The 25,876-nt window shown below is 72.5% G+C and carries 22 protein-coding genes; 12 read left to right on the forward strand and 10 right to left on the reverse strand.

Annotation, left to right across the window (positions count from 1 at the left end):
* Positions 1–30 precede the first annotated feature (30 nt).
* Positions 31–1,227, reverse strand: a complete 1,197-nt coding sequence (locus ACFZ8E_RS12190) for a glycosyltransferase family 4 protein (protein ID WP_405042855.1) — start codon at positions 1,225–1,227, stop codon at positions 31–33.
* A gap of 183 nt (positions 1,228–1,410) precedes the next feature.
* Positions 1,411–2,034 carry a polysaccharide biosynthesis/export family protein gene (locus ACFZ8E_RS12195; protein WP_147729466.1) on the reverse strand — a complete coding sequence of 208 codons (624 nt, stop codon included), beginning with the start codon at positions 2,032–2,034 and terminating at the stop codon, positions 1,411–1,413.
* Positions 2,035–2,224: 190 nt separating this feature from the next.
* Here ACFZ8E_RS12195 and ACFZ8E_RS12200 point away from each other — a divergent pair, with 190 nt between their 5' ends.
* Positions 2,225–4,573 carry a GumC family protein gene (locus ACFZ8E_RS12200; protein WP_405042856.1) on the forward strand — a complete coding sequence of 783 codons (2,349 nt, stop codon included), beginning with the start codon at positions 2,225–2,227 and terminating at the stop codon, positions 4,571–4,573.
* Positions 4,574–4,621: 48 nt separating this feature from the next.
* Here ACFZ8E_RS12200 and ACFZ8E_RS12205 read toward each other — a convergent pair whose 3' ends face one another.
* Entirely contained in the window at positions 4,622–5,773 is a 1,152-nt protein-coding gene (locus tag ACFZ8E_RS12205; protein WP_405042857.1) for a GNAT family N-acetyltransferase, read from the reverse strand.
* Between the two features lie 349 nt (positions 5,774–6,122).
* On the opposite strand from ACFZ8E_RS12205, the gene ACFZ8E_RS12210 reads away from it, so the two are divergent.
* Positions 6,123–7,184: a polysaccharide deacetylase family protein gene (locus tag ACFZ8E_RS12210; protein ID WP_405042858.1), complete on the forward strand. Its 1,062-nt coding sequence runs from the start codon at positions 6,123–6,125 to the stop codon at positions 7,182–7,184.
* A 15-nt stretch (positions 7,185–7,199) separates the two neighbouring features.
* On the opposite strand, the gene ACFZ8E_RS12215 is transcribed toward ACFZ8E_RS12210, so the two are convergent.
* The gene (locus ACFZ8E_RS12215) at positions 7,200–7,577 is read right to left on the reverse strand and encodes a hypothetical protein (RefSeq protein ID WP_147858710.1); all 378 of its coding nucleotides are present in this window, start codon (positions 7,575–7,577) and stop codon (positions 7,200–7,202) included.
* A gap of 74 nt (positions 7,578–7,651) precedes the next feature.
* The gene (locus ACFZ8E_RS12220) at positions 7,652–7,858 is read right to left on the reverse strand and encodes a DUF2842 domain-containing protein (RefSeq protein ID WP_147729767.1); all 207 of its coding nucleotides are present in this window, start codon (positions 7,856–7,858) and stop codon (positions 7,652–7,654) included.
* A gap of 371 nt (positions 7,859–8,229) precedes the next feature.
* Here ACFZ8E_RS12220 and ACFZ8E_RS12225 point away from each other — a divergent pair, with 371 nt between their 5' ends.
* Positions 8,230–9,339, forward strand: coding sequence for a COX15/CtaA family protein (locus ACFZ8E_RS12225; protein WP_405042859.1), 1,110 nt, complete (start codon positions 8,230–8,232; stop codon positions 9,337–9,339).
* 147 nt (positions 9,340–9,486) lie between these two features.
* Positions 9,487–10,170, forward strand: coding sequence for a hemolysin III family protein (locus tag ACFZ8E_RS12230; RefSeq protein ID WP_147729078.1), 684 nt, complete (start codon positions 9,487–9,489; stop codon positions 10,168–10,170).
* A 31-nt stretch (positions 10,171–10,201) separates the two neighbouring features.
* On the opposite strand, the gene ACFZ8E_RS12235 is transcribed toward ACFZ8E_RS12230, so the two are convergent.
* Positions 10,202–10,846 (reverse strand): hypothetical protein, encoded by a 645-nt coding sequence (locus tag ACFZ8E_RS12235; protein WP_405042860.1) that lies wholly within the window; start codon positions 10,844–10,846, stop codon positions 10,202–10,204.
* Between the two features lie 221 nt (positions 10,847–11,067).
* The gene (locus ACFZ8E_RS12240) at positions 11,068–11,316 is read right to left on the reverse strand and encodes a hypothetical protein (RefSeq protein ID WP_147844166.1); all 249 of its coding nucleotides are present in this window, start codon (positions 11,314–11,316) and stop codon (positions 11,068–11,070) included.
* A 256-nt stretch (positions 11,317–11,572) separates the two neighbouring features.
* On the opposite strand from ACFZ8E_RS12240, the gene ACFZ8E_RS12245 reads away from it, so the two are divergent.
* Entirely contained in the window at positions 11,573–11,812 is a 240-nt protein-coding gene (locus ACFZ8E_RS12245) for a hypothetical protein (RefSeq protein WP_243945473.1), read from the forward strand.
* Between the two features lie 36 nt (positions 11,813–11,848).
* Here the strand turns inward: ACFZ8E_RS12245 and ACFZ8E_RS12250 are convergent, their stop codons facing one another.
* Together ACFZ8E_RS12250 and ACFZ8E_RS12255 are read right to left on the reverse strand one after the other, a co-directional pair.
* Positions 11,849–12,943, reverse strand: a complete 1,095-nt coding sequence (locus ACFZ8E_RS12250) for a hypothetical protein (RefSeq protein WP_405042861.1) — start codon at positions 12,941–12,943, stop codon at positions 11,849–11,851.
* 39 nt (positions 12,944–12,982) lie between these two features.
* Positions 12,983–15,991 carry a penicillin-binding protein 1A gene (locus tag ACFZ8E_RS12255; RefSeq protein ID WP_405042862.1) on the reverse strand — a complete coding sequence of 1,003 codons (3,009 nt, stop codon included), beginning with the start codon at positions 15,989–15,991 and terminating at the stop codon, positions 12,983–12,985.
* A gap of 161 nt (positions 15,992–16,152) precedes the next feature.
* Between ACFZ8E_RS12255 and ACFZ8E_RS12260 the strand changes: the two genes are divergently transcribed.
* The 4 genes from ACFZ8E_RS12260 to ACFZ8E_RS12275 all read left to right on the forward strand — a co-directional run bounded on the left by ACFZ8E_RS12260 (position 16,153) and on the right by ACFZ8E_RS12275 (position 18,861).
* Positions 16,153–16,419, forward strand: coding sequence for a BrnT family toxin (locus tag ACFZ8E_RS12260; protein ID WP_405042863.1), 267 nt, complete (start codon positions 16,153–16,155; stop codon positions 16,417–16,419).
* On the forward strand, positions 16,382–16,702 hold the full coding sequence (locus ACFZ8E_RS12265; protein WP_405042864.1) for a BrnA antitoxin family protein: 321 nt from the start codon (positions 16,382–16,384) through the stop codon (positions 16,700–16,702). Before ACFZ8E_RS12260 ends, ACFZ8E_RS12265 begins: the two co-directional genes overlap by 38 nt.
* Before the next feature lie 64 nt (positions 16,703–16,766).
* Positions 16,767–18,434, forward strand: coding sequence for an alpha-amylase family protein (locus ACFZ8E_RS12270; RefSeq protein ID WP_405042865.1), 1,668 nt, complete (start codon positions 16,767–16,769; stop codon positions 18,432–18,434).
* A gap of 58 nt (positions 18,435–18,492) precedes the next feature.
* Positions 18,493–18,861 (forward strand): hypothetical protein, encoded by a 369-nt coding sequence (locus ACFZ8E_RS12275; protein WP_147725688.1) that lies wholly within the window; start codon positions 18,493–18,495, stop codon positions 18,859–18,861.
* Positions 18,862–18,918: 57 nt separating this feature from the next.
* On the opposite strand, the gene ACFZ8E_RS12280 is transcribed toward ACFZ8E_RS12275, so the two are convergent.
* Positions 18,919–21,270, reverse strand: coding sequence for a TonB-dependent receptor family protein (locus ACFZ8E_RS12280; protein WP_405042866.1), 2,352 nt, complete (start codon positions 21,268–21,270; stop codon positions 18,919–18,921).
* A gap of 330 nt (positions 21,271–21,600) precedes the next feature.
* Here ACFZ8E_RS12280 and ACFZ8E_RS12285 point away from each other — a divergent pair, with 330 nt between their 5' ends.
* The 3 genes from ACFZ8E_RS12285 (at position 21,601) to gyrB (ending at position 25,865) form a co-directional block, all read left to right on the forward strand.
* The gene (locus ACFZ8E_RS12285; protein WP_147725689.1) at positions 21,601–22,245 is read left to right on the forward strand and encodes an MBL fold metallo-hydrolase; all 645 of its coding nucleotides are present in this window, start codon (positions 21,601–21,603) and stop codon (positions 22,243–22,245) included.
* A 5-nt stretch (positions 22,246–22,250) separates the two neighbouring features.
* A complete protein-coding gene (locus ACFZ8E_RS12290; protein ID WP_405042867.1) occupies positions 22,251–23,210 on the forward strand; it encodes an aldo/keto reductase in 960 nt (319 codons plus the stop codon).
* Between the two features lie 177 nt (positions 23,211–23,387).
* Positions 23,388–25,865, forward strand: a complete 2,478-nt coding sequence (gene gyrB / locus ACFZ8E_RS12295) for a DNA topoisomerase (ATP-hydrolyzing) subunit B (protein ID WP_187274726.1) — start codon at positions 23,388–23,390, stop codon at positions 25,863–25,865.
* The last annotated feature ends 11 nt before the right edge of the window (positions 25,866–25,876 follow it).

Genomic DNA, 25,876 nt, shown 5'->3' on the forward strand with positions numbered 1-25,876 from the left:
GGGAATCACGTTCGTGCGAGGGTCCGGGGCTCAGGCGGCCCCGACGCGGACCGGCTCGGCGGACGCCGCGGGGCGGCGGGCCCGGAAGGCGGCGGCGTAGCCCGAGAGCACGTCGGCGCCCATCCGCTCCATCGAGAAGCGCTGGCGCACCGAGTCGCTCAAGGTCCGGAACCGGGCGACGCGGCTCTCGGGCGCCTCGTCGAGGACGCGGGCGATCGCCCGCTGCAGCGCGATCGGATCGCGGGCCGGGACGAGATCGCCCGCGGCCGAGCCGAAGATCTCGGGGATGCCGCCGACATCGGTGGCGACCAGCGGCTGGGCGGCCGCGGCGGCCTCGAGCACCACGTAGGGGAGGGACTCGGCGAAGGACGGCACCACCATGATCCGTCCGCGGGCGAGGACGGAGCGGATCGCCTGGGCCGGCTCGAAGGCGATGGCGCCGGCGAGGCCGAGGGCTTCGGCCTTGGCCTGGAGCTGCCCGGCATCCGGGCCCGAGCCGACCATCAACAGCCGGACCCGGCGGCCCTCGGCGCGCAGCAGCGCCAGGGCCTGAAGCAGGATCGGCAGCCCCTTGGCGTCGCGCAGCTCGCCCACGTAGAGCAGGTCGAACGGGTCGGCCGCCGGCGTCACGGGCGCGAACTCGGCCTCGCTCAGGCCGTTGTGGACGATGCGGCTGACGCGGCCGTGGGTGCCGACATAGGCGCGGTGGCGCCCGGCGACGTACTCGCTCTCGAACAGGAACACGTCTGTCCGGCGGGCGAGGAGACCCTCGGCGCCCATGTAGACCCGGTACAGCAGGCTGCCGGGCCGGTAATTGTAGCTGCCGCCATGCGGGGTGTAGGCGCGGATCACGGGCCGACCGCGGGGAACGTGGGCGAGGCGGGCGTAGACGCCGCCCTTGGCGCCGTGCCCGTGCAGCACGTCGGCGGCTGCAGCGTCGGCGCGAGCCGCCACCGCGCGCAGGCAGGCGAGGTCGGACGGGTGCGGGTTGCGCCGCATCGGGATCCGGGTGACGCCGAGGGCGAGGCAGGGCGCGAGATCGGCCAGCGCCCGGACGGCGCGCTCGCCGCCGGTGGTCGCGTCGCACACGATCCCGACGCGGTGGCCGGCCGCGGCCTGGAGCCGTGCGAGGTCGACCACGTGGCGGAACAGGCCGCCGACGGGCGCGCGGAACACGTGCAGGATGCGGCGGGGCTCGGCATCCGAAGGGCTGACGGACGGGGTCACGGCGGACGTCTCCAGGCCGGCGCGTTCGGCCGGCCTCGCCTGCGTGCCATGCCGGCCCTGTCCAGCCGGTTAAGCGCGGGTGCCGGCCCGAATCGGCCGGGCCGCGGCGCCGCCTTTTCCCGATGCGAGGGTCAACGGTCGCCTAACGCGCCGGCTTCCATCCCCTTCGCACGAGCGGGCGCCTCAGAAGAACCGCTCCTTGATGACGATCGTGTCGCCGGGGCGCACGGGATAGGTCATCGGCACGATGCCCGAGACCAGTCCCTCGCGGCCGGCCTCGTTGGTCGGCTCGAGGCCGGGGCCGGAGGCGGCGCCGCCCTTGCCCTCGCGGGTGAGCACGGCGTAGTCGCGCGCCGCCCGCGGGCCGAACCCGGCGGCGATCGCCACCGCGGTCTCGACGGTCATGCCGTTGACGAAGGGATACTGCCCCGAGGTGGTGACCTCGCCCAGGATGTAGAACGGGCGGTAGGCGTCGACCTCGACGGTGACGTGCGGCTCGCGCACGAAGCCGGCGGCGAGCTTGGCCTCGATGGTGCGCGCGGCCTGCCCCGTGGTCTGCCCGCCGATCTGGACGACGCCGATCAGCGGCATCGCGATGCGGCCGCCGCCGTCGACCGCGTAGATGTTGGACAGGTTGTCCTGCCCGAACACGATGACGCGGAGCTTGTCGCCGGCCGCGAGCGGGTAGCGCGCGCCGATCGAGCCGGTGCCGGTGGCGTCGAGCTGGGCAGTCCGGTAGTCCGGCCGCAGGCAGCCGCCGAGCCCGAGGCTGGCGGCGAGGACGAGGAGGAGTACGCGTCGGTTCATCACCACAGCCGTCGTGATTGCCTGATCGGTCGTGGCGTAATCCGTTAAGGTTAAGAAATGCTGTCGCCCCGCGTCGGAGCAGTCCGCATCGGGCCGGCCTTAACTCTCAGGCAACCTTAACAGGTTCTATTGATCTCACGTGTTGATGCGCGGGCACAGTCGCGGCCCGGCATCGCCAAGAGATCGTGCCATGTCCCGAATCGCCCCGCGCGCGGCCGCCTTCAGCGAGAGGCCGGCCTTCGCCGAAAGGCCGGCCCCGGCCGACGGCATCAGCCTGGCCCAGGTTCCCGCGCTGCTGCGCCGGTCCTGGCACTGGATCGCGGTGCCGACGCTGGTCGTCGCGGGGCTGTCGACGGTGTTCGTCCAGGTGGTCTCGCCGCGCTACACCGGCGAGGCCAAGCTGCTGCTGGAGAGCCGCGAGGCCGCCTTCGCCCGCACCGCCTCCGAGCGCGCCGAGCAGGTCCCGCCGATCGACGAGCAGGCGGTAGCGAGCCAGGTCCAGGTGATGATGTCGCGCGACCTCGCCCGCGAGGCGATCCGCCGGCTGAACCTCGTCGGCAACCCGGAATTCGATCCGAGCGCCGGCACCATCGGCCCGGTCCAGCGCACCCTGATGATGCTCGGGCTCGCCAAGAACCCCCTCGACCGTCCGGCCGAGGACCGGGTGCTGGAAGCCTATTTCGAGCGGCTGCTGGTCTTCCCGGCGGGCAAGTCGCGCATCCTCTCGGTCGAGTTCCGCGCGAAGGACGCGGAGCTGGCGGCCAAGGGCGCCAACACCGTCTCCGAGCTCTACATCGCGGCCCTGGAGGCGGCCAAGGTCGACACCGCGCGCTACGCCTCGACCTGGCTCGGCGGCAACATCGACAGCCTGCGCAAGCGCGTCGCCGAGGCCGAGGCGCGGGTCGAGGCCTACCGCGCCGGCAACGGCCTCGTCGGCTCCACCGGCGCCACCGGCCAGCCGCTCAACGCCCAGCAGCTCGGCGAGCTCTCGACCCAGCTGTCGCAGGCCCGCATCCTGAAGGCGGACCTCGCCGGCCGGGCGAAGGCCGTCAAGGAGATGATCAAGGACGGGCGCGCCTTCGAGATCCCGGACGTCGCCAACAACGAGGTGATCCGGCGCACCGTCGAGAACCGCATCACGATCCGCGGGCAGCTCGCCCTGGAATCGCGCACGCTGCTGCCGGCGCATCCGCGCATCAAGGAGCTGACCGCGCAGCTCCAGGATCTCGACGCCCAGATCAAGGCCTCGGCCGAGCGCGTCGGGCGCACCCTGGAGAACGACGCCAAGATCGCGGCCTCCCGCGTCGAGAGCCTGCAGGCGGCGGTCGACGGCCAGCGCGACGTGGTGGTCAAGGGCAACACCAGCGAGATCCAGCTGCGCGCCCTCGAGCGCGAGGCCAAGGTCCAGCGCGAGCAGCTCGAATCCTATCTGTCGCGCTACCGCGAGGCCGCCGCCCGCGACGGCGAGAGTGCGACGCCGGCCGACGCGCGCATCATCTCGCGGGCGGTGACGCCGGAGATCCCGTCCTTCCCCAAGAAGCTGCCGATCGTCGCCTTCGCCACCCTGCTGACGCTGATGCTCGCCGCCGGCGCGGTCATCGCCCGCCACCTCCTGTCCGATCCGACCGGCGGCGGGCGGCGCGAGCGCGAGGCGGAGGCGGCCGATGCGCACGCCACGGCCGAGCGGCCCGAGCGCTTCGCCTTCCCCGAGGCCGTCCCCCCCGCCCACTGGGCCGCGGCCGAGATCGCGCCGCGCGACGCGGCGCCGCGCTTTGCCGACCCTGCCTTTCCCGAGCCGGCATCGGCCGGGCGCGCGTCGGCCCATTCCGCGGCGGCCGAAGCGCCGGCCGAGGAGGCCGAAGCCGCGCCCGAACCCGTCCTGCCCGTCGCCGCGACGCCCGAGCCGGCGCCGCCCCGCGCCGCGGCGTTCGATCTCGCCCCGCTGATCGCCCGCCTCGAAGCCGGTCCGCGTGCCGGCAGCGGGCGCACCCTCCTCGTCGTCGAGACCGCGGGCCCCGGCCGGCCTGCAGCAGGCCCGAGCCTCGTCGAGGCGATCGAGGCGGCGCTCTCGGGCCGGGCCTCCGCGCTCTCGGTCGACCTGAACGGACCGGCCTCCGACGCCGACGCGCCGGGCCTGACGGATCTCGTCGCCGGGGAGGCCGCCTTCCTCGACGTGATCCAGGCCGAACGCGCCTCCGGGCTGCACCGGATCGCCGCCGGCTCGCTGGAGACCGAGGTGCTGCTCGAGGAGCCGGACGCGGTGGCGATCACCGTCGAGGCGATGGCCGAGGCCTACGACTGGGTGGTCTGCCGCCTGCGGGCGGAGCCGGGCGCGCACGCCCTGCTCCCCGCCCTCGGCGGCCTGATGGACAGCGTGATCATCGCCTCGAACGCGGCCCTCGACGATCCCGATCTCGGCGACCTGTTCGCCAGCGCCGAGGATTCCGGCGCGGGCCAGGTCCTCGTCGCCCAGGACCGGCCGGCTCAGGCCCGCGCCGTCCGCACCGAGCCGATGGCGCTGCGCCTGTCGGCGGCGTGACCGGAGCCCCGCCGTCTCCGTGCGGAGACGGCGGGGCCTCGAGCCGCTTCAACCGCCCTTCATCCGCCGCAGGCGCCGGACGAGGGCGAACAGGCGCGGGTCGCGCTTGATCCGGCGCTTGAGCCGGGTGAGCCGCGTCGCCACGAACCCGTAGGCGTGGCCGCGCAGCGTCACCGGCAGCGTCGCCTCCACCAGCGGGATGGTCTCGTCGCAGACGCTCGCCTTGTAGCGGGCCTCACCGACGCCGAGGTCGAAGGCGCGGCGCCCCTGCGCGGCCTGGTCGTGCACGAGGTGGTGGAGCAGCAGGTCGCCGGGGCTGAAGCGGGCGATCTCGGGGTCGGCGTCGAACGCCGTCATCATGCCGCTGTAGCGCGCCCCGTCGACCGCCCCGCCGAAGGTCGCGAGCACGCGGCCGGTCGCCTCCAGCATCAGCGCGTGGATCTCGACCGCCGGGTTCTCGCCCGCGGTGGCCGCCGTGAGGAAGGCGCGGATCGCGGGGTCGGCATAAGGGTCGGCGATGCCCATCGCGGCGAAGCGTGCCGCCTTCTGAGCGTAGAAGGCCGACAGGAACCGCGCGGCCTCGGCGCCGTCGGCGGCCTTGCGGTAGGCGAGGGCGCCGTGCGCCTCGACGAGGCGCTTCTCCTTGGAGCGCAGCTTCTTGCGCGCGTCGGCGCTGAAGGCGCGCTTGAGCGTCGATTCGGGATCGGGCCCGAGCATCATTCCGTAGCCGTCGCTCGGTGCCGCCTCGCCGCGGATCGCCAGCGGGTTGACCGCCCCGTCCCAGGTGCGGGGCTGGTGCCCGAGCGCGTAGACGTCGATGCCGGCGGCGCGCCCGACCAGGCCGAGCGCCGCGATCACGTCCTCGGCCGGCACCGCGGCGGCGTCGCGGGCGGCGAAGAGCGGCAGGTGGTAGTTGGCGTGGTCGCCGCCGAGCGTCCGGGCGATCGCGATCCCGCGGCGGCGCTCGACCGCCAGCGGCAGCAGGATGCGCGGCCGGCCGGCGGCATCGCGCAGGACGACGATCCGCAGCGCGCCGGGGGCGGCGGCCGCGCCGGCATAGGCGCGGACCCAGGCGAAGCGCTGGTAGGGCGTGGCGAGGCAGGCGGGGTCGGCCTCGAGCCCGCGCCACAGCGCCTCGACGGCATCGAGATCGGTGAAGACCTCGGCGGTGAGGCCGGATTGGGCGCCCGCGCGGGCCATGATCGCTCCTGCGAGATCCCGGTTCATCGGACCGCGTGCCAGAACCGTCATCGCCCATCCCCCGCGCCGGCCTCTCGCGGAGGCGGCAAACCATCGGTCTCGGGCGCCAGTTCTCGTGCGCACGCCCCTAAGCCGGGGTGTACGGCGCGGTGCGATCGAAGCATCGGCGCCGCCGAAGCGACGACGTGGCTAACGCATGGTTGCGACGCGCCTCGGGTCCCGGGATCGCCGGTGAAACCTCAGCCTTTGTTTACATCGAGGCGGGACAAGGAACGGGCGACGCGGCGTGCGGCATCGCCTGCGACGTCCCGCTTCTGCTTCATCGATCTTGCCCCATCGAGGCGGTGCCATGCTGTCGTCCCGAAACCGCCACCGGCTGTTCGAGGCCGGGTTCCGGGCCGTCTCGGCGACGGGGGCCGACCGCTGGCTCGCGCCGGCCGCCTGCGGCCTCGGGGTGATCCTCACCTTCCACCATGTCAGCCCGGAGGCGACGGGTCCCTACGCGCCGAACCGCCTGCTCTCGATCACGCCGGACTTCCTCGACGCGACGCTGCGCGAGCTCGACGCCCGCGGCTTCGAGGTCGTCGGCCTCAACGAGGTGCCCGAGCGCCTCGCCGCCGCGCGCTACCGGCCGCCCTTCGCGGTGCTGACCTTCGACGACGGCTACCGCGACAACGTCGAGCACGCCCTGCCGGTGCTGCGCCGCCACGGCGTGCCGTGGACGCTGTTCGTCACCAGCGACTTCGCCGACCAGACCGGGCGGCTGTGGTGGATCGAGCTGGAGCGGGCGATCGGCCGGCTGGAGCGGGTCCGCGTCGCGATCGGCACGCGGACGGTCGACCTGCCGGCGCGCAGCCCGCAGGAGAAGGCGCTCGCCTTCGAGGCGGTCTACCGCGACCTGCGCAGCGGCTCGGAAGCGCGGCTGCTCGACGGGATCGCGGCTTTGTGCCGGGAGGCGGGCATCGCCCCCGGCGCGGTCGCCGCCGAGCTCTGCCTGTCGTGGGACGACCTCAGGGCGCTGGGTCGGGACCCGGCGGTGACCTTCGGCGCGCACACGCGCAGCCATCCGATGCTGGCCAAGCACGCGGCCGAGGCGGCGCTCCGCGAGATCGGCGAGGGTCGCGACCGGCTGGCGGCGGAGCTGGCGCGGCCGGTGCGGCACCTGTCCTATCCGGTCGGTGATCCGACGTCGGCCGGCGCGCGGGAATTCGCGCTCGCCCGCGACCTCGGCTTCGAGACCGCGGTGACGACGCGGCCGGGCCACCTCTTCCCCGACCATGCCGGCCACCTGCACGCCCTGCCGCGGGTCTCGGTCAACGGCTGCCACCAGTCGCGGGCGGCGCTGGCCGGCCTGCTCTCGGGCGTGCCCTTCCTCGCCTGGAACCGCGGCCGACGCCTCAACGTGACGTGAGCCCGGCGGACGCGGTCACCGCCGCCGGCGGCGGTGCCGGTAGGACCGGCCCTCGCTGCTGCCCGCGGTGAACACCGCGCTCTGGCGGCCGCGGCGGACGCGGTAGCGCCCGCGCCGGCTGCCGCGGGCCTCCTCGGCCGGCTCGTCGGCCTGGGTCGCGACCGCCGCCGTCGCGGGCAGGGCGGGCGCGGGCGGGGTCTCGCCCGCCGCGTAGCCGCCGGCGACGTTCTTGGCCGCCGGCCCGAACATCGCCAGGCACTGGTTGTAGGCGAGGTCGTTCTTCAGGCGCTCGCACTCGCCGACCGAACGCGGTGTCCCCTGGGCCAGGGCGGTGCCGCCGAGCCACAGGAGGAGCAACCCGGCGAGGGCAGGGGACGGTTTCGGGAGGGGCATGAAGGACATCTGCGAGCGAAGCGGCGCGGTTCGGCCGCTTCTCGCCCCCGAGTGCGGCGAAAACGCGGGCGCCGTCAGCGGTCCGGTCGTTCCATCCACTTGATCAGCGGCATCAGCGGGAAGATCCAGGCGATGCCGAGGATGCTGTAGAGCACGGTCTGGAGCAGGGCCGGCGCCTCGGCGATGCGGCTGTCGGCCAGCGCCATCGCCAGCGGCGCGTAGACGATGACGAAGGCCAGGATCCCGATCGTCCCGATCAGGGTGCGGGTGCGGCGGCGCATGCGATTCCCTTGATGCTCGCCCCGGGGGGTAGCGCCGGCGGCCGGCGATGGCAACGCGTCGGATCGGCGCCGTCAGGGCGATCGCTGAAAGCGATCGCCCTTGTTTTCAGCTGGCCTCAATCGCCGGCGCCCGCCTCCGCGGGCTTGGGCTTTCGCTTCGCTCGACGGTCTCCAGGACATTCGTCCTGAATACCCCGCTCCGCGCGGCGCTCTTCGCGCCGTGAAGCCGCCCCAGGCGGCTTCACGCGATCGCCCTGTCGACGCCGTCCCGCCGCGGTCCGCGCGCGTGCGGCAACGCCGGACGTTGCCGCGGGCGCCGGCTTTGCCTAACCCGGTGGCGCCCTGTCACCGATCCGAGCGACGACGCCCCGATGAGGCCTGCCGAATCCCCGCGCCGCGAAGGCGCCGTCCGCACGTGGCTCTACCTGCTCGCCGCCCTCGTCGTCGCGATGGTGGCGGTCGGCGGCGCGACGCGCCTGACCGGGTCCGGCCTGTCGATCACCGAGTGGCGCCCCGTGACCGGCGTGGTGCCGCCGCTCTCGGCCGCCGACTGGGCGACCGAGTTCGAGAAGTACCGCGACACGCCGCAATACCGCATCCTCAACCAGGGCCTGGGCCTGTCCGACTTCAAGGTGCTGTATTTCTGGGAATGGGGGCACCGCCTGCTCGGTCGGATCGTCGGCCTGGTGTTCTTCCTGCCGCTGATCGCGTTCTGGTGGCGCGGCATGCTGAGCCGGCGCCTCGGCCTCGGCCTGCTGACGCTCGGCATCCTCGGGGGCGCGCAGGGCGCGATCGGCTGGATCATGGTGGCCTCGGGTCTCCAGCCCGGCATGACCGCCGTGGCGCCGATCAAGCTCGCCCTGCACCTCACCATGGCCAGCCTGATCCTGGCGGGCCTCGTCTGGCTCGCCGCCGGCGAGCGCAGCGAGAGCGTCGCCCCGGCCCGACCCCGCCTGCGCGCGGCCGCGCTCGCCCTGCCGGTGCTGGTGCTGGCGCAGATCTTCCTCGGCGGCCTGGTCGCCGGCTCCCATGCCGGCCTCGTCCACAACACCTGGCCGACCATGGACGGCGCCCTGATCCCGCCGGCCGAGACGCTGTTCTCGGTCAGGCCCTGGATCGAGAACTTCGTCGACAACGTCACCCTGGTTCAGCTCAACCACCGGTTGACCGCCTACCTGCTCCTCGCCGTCGCCCTCGCGCACGCGGCCGACGCGCGGGTCGCCGCCCCGGGCAGCGCGGTCGCGCGGCGCGCCACCGGCGTCGCCGGGCTCGCCGTGGCTCAGGCCGGGCTCGGCATCGCGACGCTGCTGATGGCCGTGCCGCTCTGGGCGGCCCTGGCGCACCAGGTGCTGGCGATGGCCGTCCTGGTGATGGCGACCGTCCATGCGCGCCTGAGCCGCGGCCTCGTGCGCGAGACGCGCACGACCGGCCCGGCGATCGCCCCGTTCGGCTTCGAGGCGCTCGCCGGACGCGGCGCCTGATGGCGGCTCGGAGGCCCGCTTCCCCGATTCAGGATGAATGTTGAACCTGATCGGTGGAAAAGTCGGGACGGCTCGGCGCTGCGTGGTCTGCCGGTGGAACGAGTGTCATCGAAACGGCTTAGCCTCGATGCGTTGCAGGAGGCTGTGATGTTCCTGGCCGAAGACGGACGACCGGTTGGTCTCACCTGGCACTATACGCCGCGCGAGATCGTCGCCGACGGGGTGGTCCACGGCCTCGGCGTGCTCCTCGGCCTCGCCGGGGCGGTGGCCCTGGTGTCGATGGCGCTGACGGAGCATCTGGGCACGTCCGAGCGGGTCGCGGTGGCGGTCTACGCCACCGCCCTGGTCTCGATGCTGGCGGTCTCGGCCACCTACAACCTCTACCCGGTCGGCCCGCGCAAATGGCTGCTGCGCCGCGCCGACCACGCGCTGATCTACCTGATGATCGCCGGCACCTACACGCCGCTCGTCGCCCTGGTCGGGACCGGGCCGACGGCGTGGGCGCTCCTCGCCTTCGTGTGGATCGTGGCCGGGATCGGCATCGCGGTGAAGCTGCTGCTGCCCGGCCGCTTCGACCGGCTGTCGATCGGCCTCTACCTGCTCCTCGGCTGGTGCGGCCTGTTCGCCTACGAATCGGTGATCGCGGCGCTGCAGCCGACCGCTTTGTGGATGCTCGCGATCGGCGGCCTGCTCTACTCGGTTGGGGTCATCTTCCACGTCTGGCGCAAGCTTCCGTTCCAGAACGCGATCTGGCACGCCTTCGTGCTCGCGGCCGCCGCCTGCCATTACGGCACGGTCTGGGCGAGCCTGACCGGCGCCGCGATCAGCTGATCCTCCGCGAATGACAGGATCGGTCGGCGCCTCAGGGCGCCACCGTCCACGGGCTGATGACGCGCATCGAGGCCTGCTGCGGCATCAGGGTCGCGGGCGTGCGCGGCGTGGATTTCAGCCGCTCGACGAACTTGCGCGCCTGGTCGGCCGGCAGCGCCGAAGCGGGCGCCATCAGCGCCGCCAGCTGCTTGCGGGTGCCGCGATCGACGTAGGCCGAACGCTCGACCGGGGCGAAGTCGCGCATCGTGTGGGCCGCATCGGGATCGCCGGTGAACACGCGGGCTCCGCTGCTCAGCACCACGATGTCGCCGGGCCGCAGCGTCTCGTCCTTCATCAGGGCGGCGGCGGCGCCGCCCGTCATGTCGATCGGCTTCTGGCGATCGGTGATCCGCACCTTCAGCGGCTCCGCGGCGGGCAGGGCGGCGTAGCGGGTCCGCGGCCGCAGCCGCGGCGACATCGCCCGGCGGATGCGCGGACGGTACGCGCCGCCGGAATAGGCCGGCTGGCTCGGCTCGGGCGCCTGCGCCTGCGCCTGCGCCTGCGGCGCCGGGCGGGCCCCACCGAACAGCGCCTCGAAGAAGCCGAGCTCGGCCGCCTGCGCCTGGGCGACGCCGCCGGCGACGAGGCCACCGGCGAGCACGGTGGCGAGGACGCGACGGTTCAAGGACGACGTCATCGATCCCTCCAAGGATGCGCGGGCAGAGAAATGAGGTGAACCGCACGGCGCGTGCGATGCGACACCCCGTTAACGGCAACTTAAACGCGACAGTTCCGCGAAGTTTGCACGCGAATTCGCGGGCGGGCGCACCGGTCGAACGCATGGCGGAAGGCGCGGGCCCGATCGCATCGGGTCGCGCGAAACGTCCGGACGGATGTCGGCGGTTGCTGCGTCGGGCGTCAGGCCGGCGCGGCCTGCTCGCCCTCGCCGATGCAGTCGAGCGCGCGCTCGACGGCGCTGACCGCGTCGAGCAGGTGCTGGACCGTGCGCTCGACCTCGAGCGCCGGGCGGCCCATGGCGGCGGCGCGGGCGCTGACGTCCTCGAGCTGCTCGAGCAGCGTGAGAAGGTCTCCGGCGACGGCGACGACCTCGCAACGGGCGAGCTGCTGCACGGGGGTGCGCGGGCGGAAGGGCAGGACGTTGCTCATGAAGGCTTTCGGCTCATCACGGTCGTTGTCGCCGGAACGCGCCCGCTTGGCCAGGGTCGCACCGCCGCTCCTCCACACGAATGCCCGGTTTCGCGGCCGCAAAGCCACGCCGTGGTGACTTTTCCGTGGCCGGGCGACATCACATCCCCGGCAACCGATTCACGCGATCGGCACCGCCTTGACGCGGACACACTGGCCCGACACCTCGGCCCGTCATTCCCGCGCCTTCCCTCCCGATCACGCCCCAGGACCCGCGATGCGCCTCCTCCCGACCGTTCAGACACTCGCTCCCTTCGCCCTCGCGGCCGCCCTGGTCGGCGGCCTCGGCGCCTGCAACAGCGTCGACGGCCCCGACAGCCGCAGCGGCCTGGCGGAGACCTTCAACACCGACAACTACCGGCGCTCGAACGACACCAACGGCACGCAGACCCGGCCCGACGTGAACCGCCTGTACACCCAGCCCTCGATTCCCTCGATCGCCAACCGCGGCTACTGATCCCCGGATCGCTCCGCACCCGCGGCCCGGGGCGCCCTAGCGCTTGGCCAGGGCGTCGGCGAAGGCCGCGATGCGGTTGCGGGCGTAGGTCGGCAGGCCGGCGCTGATCGAGGTGCCGGTGTTGAAGCTCGAATTGCCCATCAGCACCTGCGCCGGCAGCAGGTTCCTGAGCACGGGGACGCGGGCGTATTCCGCCTTGCGGTCGAGGACGTCGCCCTTGATCGCCAGCGCCATGTAGGTGGTCACGACGGTCTTGGTCGGGTCGCCCGGCATCGGCTGGAACACCGCCAGGAACTTGCCGAAGCGCAGGATCTGGTTGACCCAGAAGATCGTCTGTTCCAGCCCGCCCGTGACGGTGGTGTCGACCTTCGTCAGCGCCCCGAGGCCGGCCGCCCGATCGGGGGCGAGGGTGCGCAGCTCGCTCTGGAACGTCACGAACTCGGCGATCTTCTTCGCGCCGCTCTCCTCCAGCTTGTTGGCGAGCTTCACGCCGAGCGGCAGCTTGCCCTCGAGGTCGTAGCGCGACTCGATGCAGACCGTGCCCGGCTCGCACCACGGGCGGTCGGGACGGCGGGCGAAGGCCGCGGCGGGGTCCTTGGTCGGCGTCACGTCGGCGGGGTCGAGGGCCTTGTGCTTGATCGCCGGGTCCATCGCCTGCACGAAGCCGAGACGGGCCAGCGCCGCGAGGTCGATCGCCTCGGGAGGCCGCGCCACCACGAAGCGCCCCTCGGCGACGTAAACCTTCAGCGTCTCGTGCCGGGGCTTGGCCACGCCGTTCACGGTGGTGGTGTAGTCCGGCTCCTTGTAGCCGGGGAAGGGCGAGAGCGCGGCCGCTTCCGCAGGCTTGGTCCGGACCCAGTCGAGGTAGGGCGTCAGGCCGTTCTCCGGCGTCGACGGGTTGTCGCGGTGGTCGCTCACCAGGATCGCGCCGGGCTTGAGCGTCGTCGGATCGACGGCGGTGATCGAGGCGACCTCGCGGATCCGCCCGGCGGCGGCCGGCGTCGCCGCCATGCCCGGCTGCGCGGGCGACGGTGCCGGCGCCTGGGCCATCGCGCATGGGGCGCCCGAGAGCACGAACCCCGGGAGCACGAGCAAGGGCAGGGCAAGGCGAGCCGGAAGCTGCATCCGCACGAAAGGAACCTCGATGGGAAAGGGGGAGGGGCGGCGGCGTCAGTAGCGCGGGTCGTCGCCGAACAGGTAATCGGGGTCGCGCCGCCGCGGCCGGGCATCGTCGTCGCCGAAGGGCGAGCGCGCCGTCTGGCCGGGCCAGAGCCGGGAGCCGCCGTCGAGGTCGCCCTGGGCCCGGCGGCTGCGCATCGCCGGGCGCCGGTCGCCGAACGGGTCGAGCAGGTCGGCATCGGGCGCGCGGTTGCCGTAGGCGTCGCCGGCGACGTCGGCGCCGTCCTCGAGGCCCGAGAGGTCGCCGTCCTCCGCGTCCGGCCGCATCGCGTAGGCGTTCTCGCGCGGCAGCAGCTTGTACTGCGTATCGGCCAGGCGGCCGTCGGCGGCCTTGCGGAAGTGCTCGGTGAACCCGCCGCCCGAGACGCGCTGCCCGCTGCGCGGGTCGATCGAGAGGTCGACGAGCATCTGCCGAGCCTCCGGAGAGGGCGGGGCCAGCGGGGTCTTGGCCACGCCGTTGGCCCAGGCGGCCTGGAAGATCGCGGACGCGATCGGCACGGAGACGTGGCCGCCGGTCTGGCCGCGGCCCAGCGTCTTGCGGGTGCCGTCGGCATTGTCGTAGCCGACCCAGACCACCACCGTGACCTCGTTGGTGAAGCCGGCGAACCACGCGTCGTTCTCGTTCTCCGAGGTGCCGGTCTTGCCGGCCACGAACTGCGAGACCCGCGCCAGGGCCGCCGCGGTCCCGTGGTTGGTCACGCCCTGGAGCATGGTCTTGAGCTGGTAGAGCGCGACCCGGTCGGCCGAGCCGATCCGCACCGGCTCGCGGGCCGCGTGGGCGTAGACCGTCCTGCCGTCGCGCTCGATCCCTTCGAGGGCGTAGGGCGCGGTGCGGGCGCCCTCGTTGGCCACCGCGGCGTAGAACCCGGCGAGGTCGATCATCCGCACCGGCTGGGCGCCCAGCACGAACGGGTAGTACGGCTCGCAGGCGGCGTAGATCTGCGCTTCGAGCGCGATGTCGCAGACCCGCTTGAGGCTGGCCGGCGCCTTGTCCGCGATCCCGCCCTGGAGGAGGCGGGCGGTGACGAGGTTCTTGGAGAATTCCAGGCCGCGCCGCAGGGTCGTCGGGCCGGAGCCGCCGCCCTCGTAGTTCTTCGGCGACCATGCGTCGCCGACCCCGCCGATCGGCGGCAGGGTCACGGGCGCGTCCATCACCAGGGTGTTGGGCTGCAGGCCGGCGTTCAGCGCGGCGAGGTAGGTCAGCGGCTTCAGGGTCGAGCCGGGCTGGCGCACCGCCTGCGTCACGCGGTTGAGCTGGCTCGCCGGGTAGGAGAACCCGCCGGCCATCGCCAGGATGCGGCCGGTGCGGTTCTCCAGCACCAGGGCCGCGCCCTGCACCGACGGCTTCACGCGGATCTCGGCGCGCAGACCTTTGCCGTCCCGCAGCTTCACCCGGACGACGTCGTACGGCTGCAGCCTGCCGCGGGCGATGCCGGGGTCGAGCAGGGCGACGCGGTCGTCGCCGAGCCCGACCTTCACGCCGTTGCGGCCGGTCTCCAGCACCACGGCGAGCGGCCAGCGCACGTCGTAGAGCACCGGCCGGGCGCTCTCGAGCGCCCGCAGCCACACCGGCTTCTCGGCGGGCGCCGCCGCGGCGACCGGCTTTCCGCGCGCCGGCCTGCCGACGGCCGCCTTCGCCGCCTCGGGTTTCGCCTCCGCCCCGGTCACGCCCGGCAGCGATTGCGGCGCCGCCTCGGGGGCGGGCGTCGCCGCCCCGAGCTTGCGCACGCTGTCGGCGAGGTTGAACTCCGGCCCGGAGAAGGTCTGGCGCCCGGTGCCGCGCTCGTAATTCGCCAGCCCGTCCTGCAGCGCGCCCTCGACCGCCCGCTGCAGCCCGGCATTGATGGTCGAGCGCACGGTGAAGGACGAAGCGGTGAGCGAATCGAGGCCGGCGAAGGTGCGGGCCTCGCGGGTGAGATGATCGACCACGTAGAACCCTGAATCCCGCCGCGCGGTCTCGATCGGCTTCAGCCCGAGGTCGGAGGCGACGGCCGCCGCCATCTCGGCCTCGGTGATCGCCCCCTCCTCCTTGAGGCGGGCGAGCACGTAGGCGCGGCGCTCGCGGGCGCGCTCGGGGTACTTGTCGGGGCTGTAGAAGTTGGGGCCCTTCGGCATGCCGGCGAGAAGCGCCGCCTCGGGCAGGGTGAGCTCGCCCACCGACTTCCCGAAATAGCTCCTGGCGGCCATCTCGATGCCGTAGGCGCCGCGGCCGAGATAGATCCCGTTGAGGTAGAGCCCGAGGATCTGCGGCTTGCCGAGGATGCGCTCCAGGCGGGAGGCGACGATCATCTCGCGGATCTTGCGCTCGTAGGTGACGTCGTCGCCCACCGAGAGGTTCTTTACCACCTGCTGCGTGATGGTCGAGCCGCCGGCCGGGCGGCCCGGGGCGGCGAGGTTTCCGATGAAGGCGCGGATCACCCCGCGCTCGTCGATGCCGTGGTGGCTCTCGAAGCGCTTGTCCTCGGCGGCGATGAAAGCTTGTCGGACCAGTTGCGGCACGTCGCCGATCGGCACGACGAGGCGGCGGCCGTTCGGCTCGAAGGTCTCGGCGAAGGGCTTTCCCGAGGCGTCGAGGATGCGGGTCATGCCCGGCAGCGCCTTGTCGCGCAGGGCCTCGGCGGTCGGCAGATCGGTGGTCGCCTTGTTGTAGAATTCGATCACCTCGCGGGCGTCGAACGGCGAGGCCTTGGGGTTCTCGCCCTTGCAGAACTGCTTGTAGCTCGTGTTCAGCTCGCCGATGTCGAGCCCGTGCAGGATCTTCGGCGCCGCCGGCCCCGCCACCGCGCTCGGGTCCTCCATCGCGGTGGAGATCAGCTCGTCGAGGTTGATGTCCTCGATGTCGAAGGCTTTTCGCATGTGCGCGCAGCCGTCGCGCAGGATCTGCACGACCTGCGGACCGTCGACGGCAGGGTCGAACCGGGTCCTCACCGCATCGGGCTTGGTCGTGACCTGGCTCAGCGTCAGGGCGGTCGCGAACAGCTTGATCAGGATGGTGTTCATGAAATCCGGGGCACCGGGCTCTTCCACGCGCGCCCCGAACCTGCGGGCGTCGCCCTGAACAGGGCGTGCACAACGCGGCTGTTTTAAGGAGCGTGCCTCGCCCCGGGCTTGTGCGCGGCTGCGTATTGACGCTTCGTATGGACACGTTACGGTGCGCTGCGATGTTCGAGTGGGACGAGGCCAAGCGGCTCGGCAACCTTGCCAAGCACCGGCTCGATTTCGTCAGGGCGGACCTCCTGTTCGACGGTCGCGCCCAGCTCGACCTGCCGTCGACGCATGCGCCCGAGCCGCGCATGATCACCGTCGCCGAACTCGACGGGGTGTTCGTCGCCCTGGTCTGGACATGGCGCGGCGATCGGCGTCGCGCGATCTCACTCCGGAGGGCACGTCATGAGGAACGAGCCGCATATCGTCAGCTATACGGCTGAGGAACTGACCGCGATGCGGAGGGACGGCGAGGACCGGACAGACTGGGAGGCCGTGAAGGCCATGACCGATGCCGAGGTCGAGGCCGCGGTCGCCTCCGACCCCGACGAGGCGGGGCTGGAGATCGACTGGAGCAAGGCGGTGTTCCACCTCGAGTCGCGCAAGAAGCCGATGACCATCCGGCTCGACGCCGACGTCCTGGCCTTCTTCCAGGGCCAGGGACGCGGATATCAGACCCGGATCAACGCCGTGCTGCGCGCCTACATGGAGCATGCGCGGAAGTAGCGGACCGGCCGGCTTCCTCCGTCCCGCCGCGCGCGTCGGGCCCCCTTCGACCTCGCGAGGCCCGATGATCACCGACCTCTGGTACAAGAACGCCGTCATCTACTGCCTGTCGGTCGCCACCTTCATGGATGCCGACGGCGACGGGATCGGCGATTTCGCCGGGCTGGAGCGGCGGCTCGACTACCTCCAGGGGCTCGGCGTCACGGCGGTGTGGCTGATGCCGTTCCAGCCCTCGCCGAAGCGCGACGGCGGCTACGACATCGCCGACCATTACGGGGTCGATCCGGATTACGGGTCGCTCGGGGACTTCGTGGCCTTCACCCACGCCGCCAAGCAGCGCGGCCTGCGGGTGCTGATCGACCTCGTGGTCAACCACACCTCGGACCAGCACCGCTGGTTCCAATCCGCCCGCTCCGACCCGGATTCGCCCTATCGCGACTGGTACGTCTGGTCGAAGGAGAAGCCGGCCAACGCCGACGAAGGCATGGTGTTTCCCGGCGTCCAGACGACGACCTGGACCTGGGACGAGGCGGCGGGCGCCTACTACTTCCACCGCTTCTTCGACTTCCAGCCCGACCTGAACACGGCCAACCCTGCCGTGCTGGCCGAGATCCTGAAGATCATGGGCTTCTGGATCGAGCTCGGGGTCTCGGGCTTCCGCATGGACGCGGTGCCCTTCGTCATCGCCGAGAAGGGCGCCGACGTGACGGGCGCGCCGCGCGAGCAGTTCGACATGCTGCGCGACTTCCGCGAGTTCCTGCAATGGCGCAAGGGCGACGCGATCATCCTGGCCGAGGCCAACATCCTGCCCCGCCACGACCTCGACTATTTCGGCGACGACGCCGACCGCGCGCACATGATGTTCAACTTCCAGGTCAACCAGGCGACCTTCTACGCGCTGGCGGCCCACGACGCGCGGCCGCTCGTCAAGGCGATCGAGCGGACCAAGCCCCGGCCGCTCTCCTGCCAGTGGGGCATCTTCCTGAGGAACCACGACGAGCTCGACCTCGGTCGCCTCACCGAGAAGCAGCGCCAGACCGTCTTCGAGAGGTTCGGCCCCGACAAGGGCATGCAGCTCTACGACCGCGGCATCCGGCGCCGCTTCGCGCCGATGCTCGACGGCGACCCGCGCCGCATCCGGCTGGCCTACTCGCTGATGTTCACGCTGCCCGGCACCCCGGTGCTGCGCTACGGCGACGAGATCGGCATGGGCGACGACCTGACCTTGAAGGAGCGCGACTGCGCCCGCACGCCGATGCAGTGGACGCCCGAGGCGCAGGGCGGCTTCACCCGGTCGGCGACGCCGACCATGCCGCCGATCGACCACGGCGCCTACGGCTACGCGCACGTCAACGTCGCGGACCAGCGCCACGAGACCGGCTCGCTCCTCAACTGGATGCAGAGCATCATCCGCCTGCGCAAGGAGGCGCCGGAGATCGGCTGGGGCGATGTCACCGCGCTCGAGACCGGCCAGCCGGCCGTGCTGGCGCTCCGCTACGACTGGCGCGGCAACGCGGTGCTGTGCCTCCACAACCTCGGGCCCGGCCCGACCGAGGTCGCGCTCGACACCGGCGTCCCCGCGCCGGACGGCCTGCTGCTGATCGACCTGCTCACGGGCGAGCGCAGCGAGGCGGACGATGCCGGGCGCCACGGCCTCTACCTGGAGGGCTACGGCTATCACTGGTTCCGGGTCGGCGGGCTCGACGCGCTACTGAAGCGCAAGCCGACCTGACCGGCGCCTCGCGCTTGCCGCCGCGCCAGGGTAGGGGAGACCGGGAAGCGAGAACCCGATGCCCCGACGCCCCCCACTTTCGCCCGACGCGACCATCGCCGACGTGCTGCCCGACCTCGAGGACGGCGAGGCCTATCTCCGCGCGGTGCTCGCCACCATGCGGATGTGCCAGAAGCATTTCGGCGACGCCGTGGTGCGGATCGGGGTGACCGCGAAGGGCGGCCCGCCCTCCTACCGGATCGACCGCCCGGCGCCCGACGGCGCGGAGGCGCTGGTGCTGTTCGGCGCCTATGGCGGCCGCTCGCACGACCGCTTCACCCAGGTGAACACCGCCGAGACCCGCTGGAGCAGCCGGGCGCTGGGCATGGCGGAGATGCTGGCGCTCCACGACGGCTTCCGCCGGCCGAAGGGCGGGGCGGCCGACTGAGCGAGACCCCGAGAGCATCGTCCTCCCGCGCGCCCCATCGACCGCGCGCGACGAGGCTCAGAATCGCAGCCGCATCCCGGTCATGAAGGTCCGCGGCGGGCCGGCGAAGATCGTGCCGCTCGTGTTCGCGAGCACGGCGCGGCCGTTCTGCAGGCCGCTGACGGGGCTCAGCGTGTTCGCCAGCGGGTTGGCGGCGCCGACATAGGCGGTGTCGAGGACGTTGCGGACCTCGCCGTAGAGGTCGAGGCGCCGGACGTCGCCGACGAGCGCCGTCGCGTAGTGGACGTTGAGGTTCAGGACCGCGAAGCCCGGCACCCGCAGCAGGTTGGCGTTGTCGAGGAAGGATCCGTCCTGCGCCACCGCCTCGGCGTAGGCGCCGAGGCCGGCGAGCGGCCCGGCCGGCACGTCGTATCCGATCCGGGCGAGGAGCTGGTGCTCCGGCACGCCGACGATGCGGTTGCCGGCCCGGTCGAACGCGGCGGTGAGCGGGCCGGCCGCGAGGCGCTCGACGAACCGCGTGTAGACCTGGGCGTCGAAGGTGTAGGCCAGCGTGCCGCGCCAGCCCGAGCCGAGCGCCGCCTCCGCCCCGAGCTCGATGCCGCGGTGCTCCGAGGCCGGCACGTTGAAGGTGTAGGACAGGAGCCCCGCCCCCGGAGACTGGCCGACCAGCTCGTTGCGGAAGAGCTCGTAGAAGCCGGTGAGGCTGACGCGCACGCCCGCCGTCGGGGACCAGTCCGCGCCGAGGTCGAATCCGAGGTTCCGCTGCGACCGGAGCCCGGTGTTGTCGCCGGGGATGCCGGCCGGCGTGACGAACAGGTTGCCGACCGACGGCGTCGCGTAGCCGGCGGCGACCCGGCTGCGCAGGGCCCAGTCCGCATCCGGCCGGTAGACGAGGATCAGCTCGGGCGCGACGTTGACGTAGGTCGGGTCGACCCCGGTGACGGCGGAGGCGGCGCCGGCGGCCGTGTAGGCGAAGGTGGTGTTGCGCCCGGCGATCGCGGTCCGCGTCGCGCCGATCCCGAGCACGGCGGTCCAGCGGTCGGACACGGCGATCTCGGCCCGTGCCCGGCCGCCAAGGTTGTCCTGCATCGCCTCCTGCAGGCCGATCAGCGCGCCGATCCGCGGTCCCCCGTAGGCCGCCCGGTTGAAGGTGGGCGCGCGGATGTCGATGGTGTCGTAGCTCAGCGCGAGGTAGCCGGTGGCGGCCAGCCCGAACAGCTCGCCGCGCCGGGTCAGGTCGGCGGCGAGATTGACCGAGGGCAGGCTGGCGCGGCCCGCCAGGGTGTAGAACGGCTGGTCGTAGCGGCGCTCGTCGTAGCCGGCCTGGACGCGCCAGGTCGTCTGCGCGTCGACGTCGTGCTCCCAGCGGCCGGCGACGACGGTGCGGCGGTCGTCGCGCCCGAAGCCGCCCTCGTCGGCGGTCACCGCCACGGTCCGTCCGAAGATGCCATTGCGCAGGATCGCGACCGTCGCGCAGCCGGGCGCCGCCGTCGCGGCGGTCTCGCAGCCGCGCTGGTACGGGTTGAGGGTGAACTGGTTCAGCGACGCGCGCGCCGGCAGCCCGGTGGAGACCACGTTGTCGATCACCTTGAGGGTGAAGCGGTCGTCCGGGCTCGGGGTGTAGCTCGCCAGCAGGTTGACGGTCTGGGTGTCGAAGCTCGCATGGCCCTGGTAGCCGTTGCCGCGCGCGTCGCTGGAAAACAGGCTGATCTCGAACGGGCCGCTCGCCTGGCCGACGGCGAAGGACGTGTTGAGGACGCCGAAGCTGCCGGCGTCGACCGCGACCTCGGCGCCGTCGATCTCGCGGCCGGTGCGGGTGCGGAAGGCCAGCGCGCCGCCGCTGGCATAGTTGCCGAACAGGGCCGATTGCGGCCCGCGGAACACGTCGATCCGCGAATAGGCGCGGGGATCCGACAGGTCGAAGCGCGAGGCGCCGTCGGCCTGCGTCACCAGGAACCCGTCCTCCAGCACCACCATGTTGCGGGTGATGCCGGTGGAGCGGGCGTTGTTGCCGCGGATCGAGATCACCACGTCGCGGCCGCCGAGCCCCTGGCGGACGGTGACGCCGGGGCTGTTGGCGAGCACGGCGCCGATCCCCGTCGGCGGCCGGTCGTCGATCGCGCCCGCGCGCCCGATCGACGTCACCACTTGGCCGACGGGGTTCTCGATCGGGCTCGGGGCCGATCCGGGCGGAGCGGACACGCCGAAGCCGCGGGGCTCGTCGGGGCGGGCCTCGCCGACGACGGAGAGCGTGTCGAGGGTGACGCCGTCGTCCGATCCGGATCGGACCTCCGCCTCCGGCCTTGCCGCGGCCTCCGCCCCAGCCGCCGCGGATACGAGCTGGGCCAGCATCAGGGCGGGCACGATCCGGCGGAGGCGGACGCGCCCCCGCAAGCGCCGGAACGCCATCGCGGTCACCCGGTGCGGTCGACGCGCGGCGCGACCGGCAACCGCGCGGCGATGTCGACGAAGGCGGGCGGCACGGGCACGGCGCAGATCCGCGAGACGGACGAAGGCGAGATGGAGGAAGGCAAGACGGACGACGGATTGTGCACAAAGTTGTATCGGTTGCACCGTCAACCAACCAGCCGGCGGCGGCGCACGCGCGATGAATCGGCCGAGCCGTCGCATTTCGGATACAAGCGCTCCTGCGGTGCGGCCGCCCCCCGGGGTGCGGCTCGACCCGATCGGGGTTAGAACGGGCGGCGCTTCCACCCTCCACTCGGTGAACGGACCACCATGCCAGGCACGCCCCGCGTCGGGATCATCCCGGTCACGCCCTTCCAGCAGAACTGCACCCTGATCTGGGATGCCGCGACCAAGGTCGGCGCCGTGGTCGATCCCGGCGGCGACCTCGACCGGATCGAGGCGGCGATCGCCGAGCAGGGCGTGAGCGTGGAGAAGATCCTGCTGACGCACGGGCATATCGACCATGCCGGCGGCGCGGCCGAGCTGCGCGAGCGCCTCGGCGTGCCGATCGAGGGCCCGCACGAGGCCGACCGCTACCTCCTCGACTCGCTGCCCGAGACCGGCGCCAACTACGGCATCGACGGCGCCCGCGCGGTCGTGCCCGACCGCTGGCTCGACGAGGGCGACGCGGTGACCGTCGGGCCGCTGGCCTTCGACATCCTGCATGCCCCCGGCCATTCGCCCGGCAGCGTGGTGTTCGTCAGCCGCGACGCGCGCTTCGCCCTGGTCGGCGACGTGGTGTTCAAGGGCTCGGTCGGGCGCACCGACCTGCCGGGCGGCAACCACGACCAGCTCATCCGCGCGATCCGCGAGAAGGTGCTGCCGCTCGGCGACGACCTCGCCTTCATCCCCGGCCACGGACCCACCGGGACGCTCGGCGAGGAGCGGGTCTCGAACCCGTTCCTGCAGGGTTGAGCGCCATGGAAACGCGCCCCGTCGGCCGCTCCGGCCTGTCCGTCGCCCCCTTGTGCCTCGGCGCCAACGTCTTCGGCTGGACGGCCGACGAGACCACGTCCTTCGCGATCCTCGACCGCTTCGTCGACGCGGGCCTGAACTTCGTCGACACGGCCGACGTCTACTCGCGCTGGGCCCCCGGGCATGCGGGCGGCGAGTCGGAGGCGGTGATCGGCCGCTGGTTCGCCGCGCGCGGCACGCGGGACAAGGTCGTGCTGGCGACCAAGGTCGGCATGGACATGGGCGGGGGCAGGACCGGCCTCGCGCCCGCGCGCATCGCCGAGGCCTGCGAGGCCTCGCTCCGCCGGCTCCGGACCGACCGGATCGACCTGTACCAGTCGCATGCCGACGACGCGGCGACCTCGCAGGAGGAGACGCTGCGCGCCTACGAGCGCCTGATCCAGGCGGGCAAGGTGCGGGCGATCGGCGCCTCGAATTTTTCCGCCGCGCGCCTGCGCGAGGCGCTGGCCGTCGCGGAACGCGCGGGCCTGCCGCGCTACGAATGCCTGCAGCCCGACTACAGCCTGGCCGAGCGCGGCTACGAGGCCGAGCTCGAGCCGGTCTGCCGCGAGGCCGGGCTCGGCGTGATCGGCTACTTCTCGCTCGCGGCCGGCTTCCTCACCGGCAAGTACCGCTCGGCGGAGTCCGCCGCCGGCCGCGCCCGCGAGAACCGGGTGTCGAAGTACCTGACGCCGAAGGGCTTCGCGCTGCTCGGCGTGCTCGATGCGGTCGCCGCCGAGCACGGCGCCAGCCCGGCGCAGGTGGCGCTCGCCTGGATCATGGCGCGCCCCGGCATCACCGCGCCGATCGCCAGCGCGACCTCGGTGGCGCAGCTCGACGAGCTGATCGGGGCCGCCACGCTGCGCCTCCCGCCCGATGCGATCGCACGCCTCGACGCGGCGACGGCCGGCGGGATTCAGGCCTAACCCGACGTTAAGGCGGCCGCGTCAGAACACGGGACCGAGCCAGGCCGTGCAAGCCTGGAAACGATGCAATTTCAAGGCGGAACGCCTATATGAGGCGGACTGATCGAATCGCAGGCGGGGCTGCTCCCAAGCGGGCGCCGGACCCTCGCGCTCGGACCCGCCTGCCCGAGGACCTTGATGTCTGACCAGAACCCGAACGACCTGTCCCAGGGCGCCGTGCCCCCCGCCGAATTCGTCGACGCCTACGGCGCGGAGTCGATCCGCGTGCTCAAGGGCCTGGATGCCGTGCGCAAGCGCCCCGGCATGTATATCGGCGACACCGACGACGGCTCGGGCCTGCACCACATGGTCTACGAGGTGGTGGACAACGCCATCGACGAGGCCCTGGGGGGCCATGCCGACCTCGTGACCGTGACGCTGAACGCCGACGGCTCCTGCACGGTCTCGGACAACGGCCGCGGCATCCCGGTGGACATCCACAAGGAGGAGGGCGTCTCGGCGGCCGAGGTCATCATGACCCAGCTCCACGCCGGCGGGAAGTTCGACCAGAATTCCTACAAGGTCTCGGGCGGCCTGCACGGCGTCGGCGTCTCGGTCGTCAACGCCCTGTCGCAGTGGCTGCGCCTGCGCATCTGGCGCAACGACAAGGAGCACACGATGGAGTTCCGCCACGGCGACGCCGTGGCCCCGCTCAAGGTCCTCGGCCCCGGCAACGGGCGGAAGGGGACGGAGGTCAGCTTCCTGCCCTCCACCGACACCTTCACGATGATCGAGTTCGACTTCGCGACGCTGGAGAAGCGCCTGCGCGAGCTCGCCTTCCTCAATTCCGGCGTCCGGATCGTGCTGACCGACGCGCGCCACCCCGAGCACCGGCGCGAGGAGCTGTACTACGAGGGCGGGATCGAGGCGTTCGTGCGCTACCTCGACCGCTCGCGCAAGCCGATCGAGGGCGTGTCCAAGCCCGTCATGGTGCGCTCGGAGCGCGACGGCATCCGCGTCGAGGTGGCGTTCTGGTGGAACGACTCGTTCAACGAGACGGTGCTGCCCTTCACCAACAACATCCCGCAGCGCGACGGCGGCACCCACATGGCGGGGTTCCGCGCCGCGCTGACCCGCCAGATCACCGGCTACGCGGAATCGTCGGGCATCGCCAAGCGCGAGAAGATCACCCTCACCGGCGAGGATTGCCGCGAGGGCCTGACCGCGGTGATCTCGGTGCAGGTGCCGGACCCGAAGTTCTCGTCGCAGACCAAGGACAAGCTCGTCTCCTCCGAGGTGCGCCCGGCGGTGGAGAACGTGCTGAACGAGGGCCTGTCGAACTGGCTGGAGGAGAACCCGTCCCAGGCCCGGTCGGTGATGGGCAAGGTGATCCTGGCGGCCTCGGCCCGCGAGGCCGCGCGCAAGGCGCGCGAGACCGTGACCCGCAAGGGCGCGCTCGACATCGCCTCGCTGCCGGGCAAGCTCGCCGACTGCCAGGAGCGCGACCCGAGCAAGTGCGAGATCCTGCTGGTCGAGGGCGACTCGGCCGGCGGCTCGGCCAAGCAGGGCCGCGACCGCACCTTCCAGGCGGTGCTGCCGCTGCGGGGCAAGATCCTCAACGTCGAGCGCGTGCGCGCCGACCGGATGCTCGGCTCGGCCGAGATCGGCACGCTGATCACCGCGCTCGGGGCCGGGATCGGGCGGTCCTCGACCGACCGCGAGGGCTTCAACCCGGACAAGCTGCGCTACCACCGCATCATCATCATGACCGACGCGGACGTGGACGGCTCGCACATCCGCACCCTGCTCCTGACCTTCTTCTTCCGGCAGATGCCGGAGCTGATCGAGCGCGGCCACCTCTACATCGCCCAGCCGCCGCTCTACAAAGCCGAGCGCGGGCGCAAGGCGCTCTACCTCAAGGACGAGCGCGCCCTCGAGGACTACCTGATCGACCAGGGCGTCGAGGGCGCGACCCTGACGCTGGCCTCGGGCGCGGCCTTCGGCGGCCCGCAGCTCAAGACGCTGGTCGAGGAGGCCCGCACCTTCCGCGGCATCCTGCTCGGCCTGCACACCCGCTACGACCGCTCGGTGGTCGAGCAGGCGGTGCTGGCCGGCGCCTTCCGGCCGGAGGCGGCCGAGCACGCGGGCGAGGCCGAGGTCCTGGCCGACGTGACGGCCAGGCGCCTCGACGCCATCGCCGACGACATCGAGCAGGGCTGGCAGGGCGAGGCGTCGGAGGGCGGCTACGTCTTCGGGCGCACGCTGCGCGGCGTGCGCCAGGTCGCGACGCTCGATGCCGGCCTCATCGCCTCGCAGGAGGCGCGCCGCCTCGCCGACCGCGCCGATGCGCTCCGCGAGATCTACGGCGAGCCGGTCACCTTCTCGCGCAAGGGCGAATCGACGGTCCTGCACGGGCCGGTCGCGCTGTTCGAGGCGGTGATGGCGTTCGGCCGGAAGGGGCTCCAGCTCCAGCGCTACAAGGGCCTGGGCGAGATGACCGCGCAGCAGCTGTGGGAGACGACGCTGGACCGCGACATCCGCTCGCTGCTCCAGGTCAAGGTCAAGGACACCACCGACGCCGACGACCTGTTCGTCAAGCTGATGGGCGACGTGGTCGAGCCCCGGCGCGAGTTCATCCAGGAGAACGCGCTCAGCGTGGCCAACCTCGACGTGTGATCCGTCGGTGC

The organism is Methylobacterium sp. HMF5984 (genome assembly GCF_045033435.1).
Classification (GTDB): Bacteria; Pseudomonadota; Alphaproteobacteria; order Rhizobiales; family Beijerinckiaceae; genus Methylobacterium.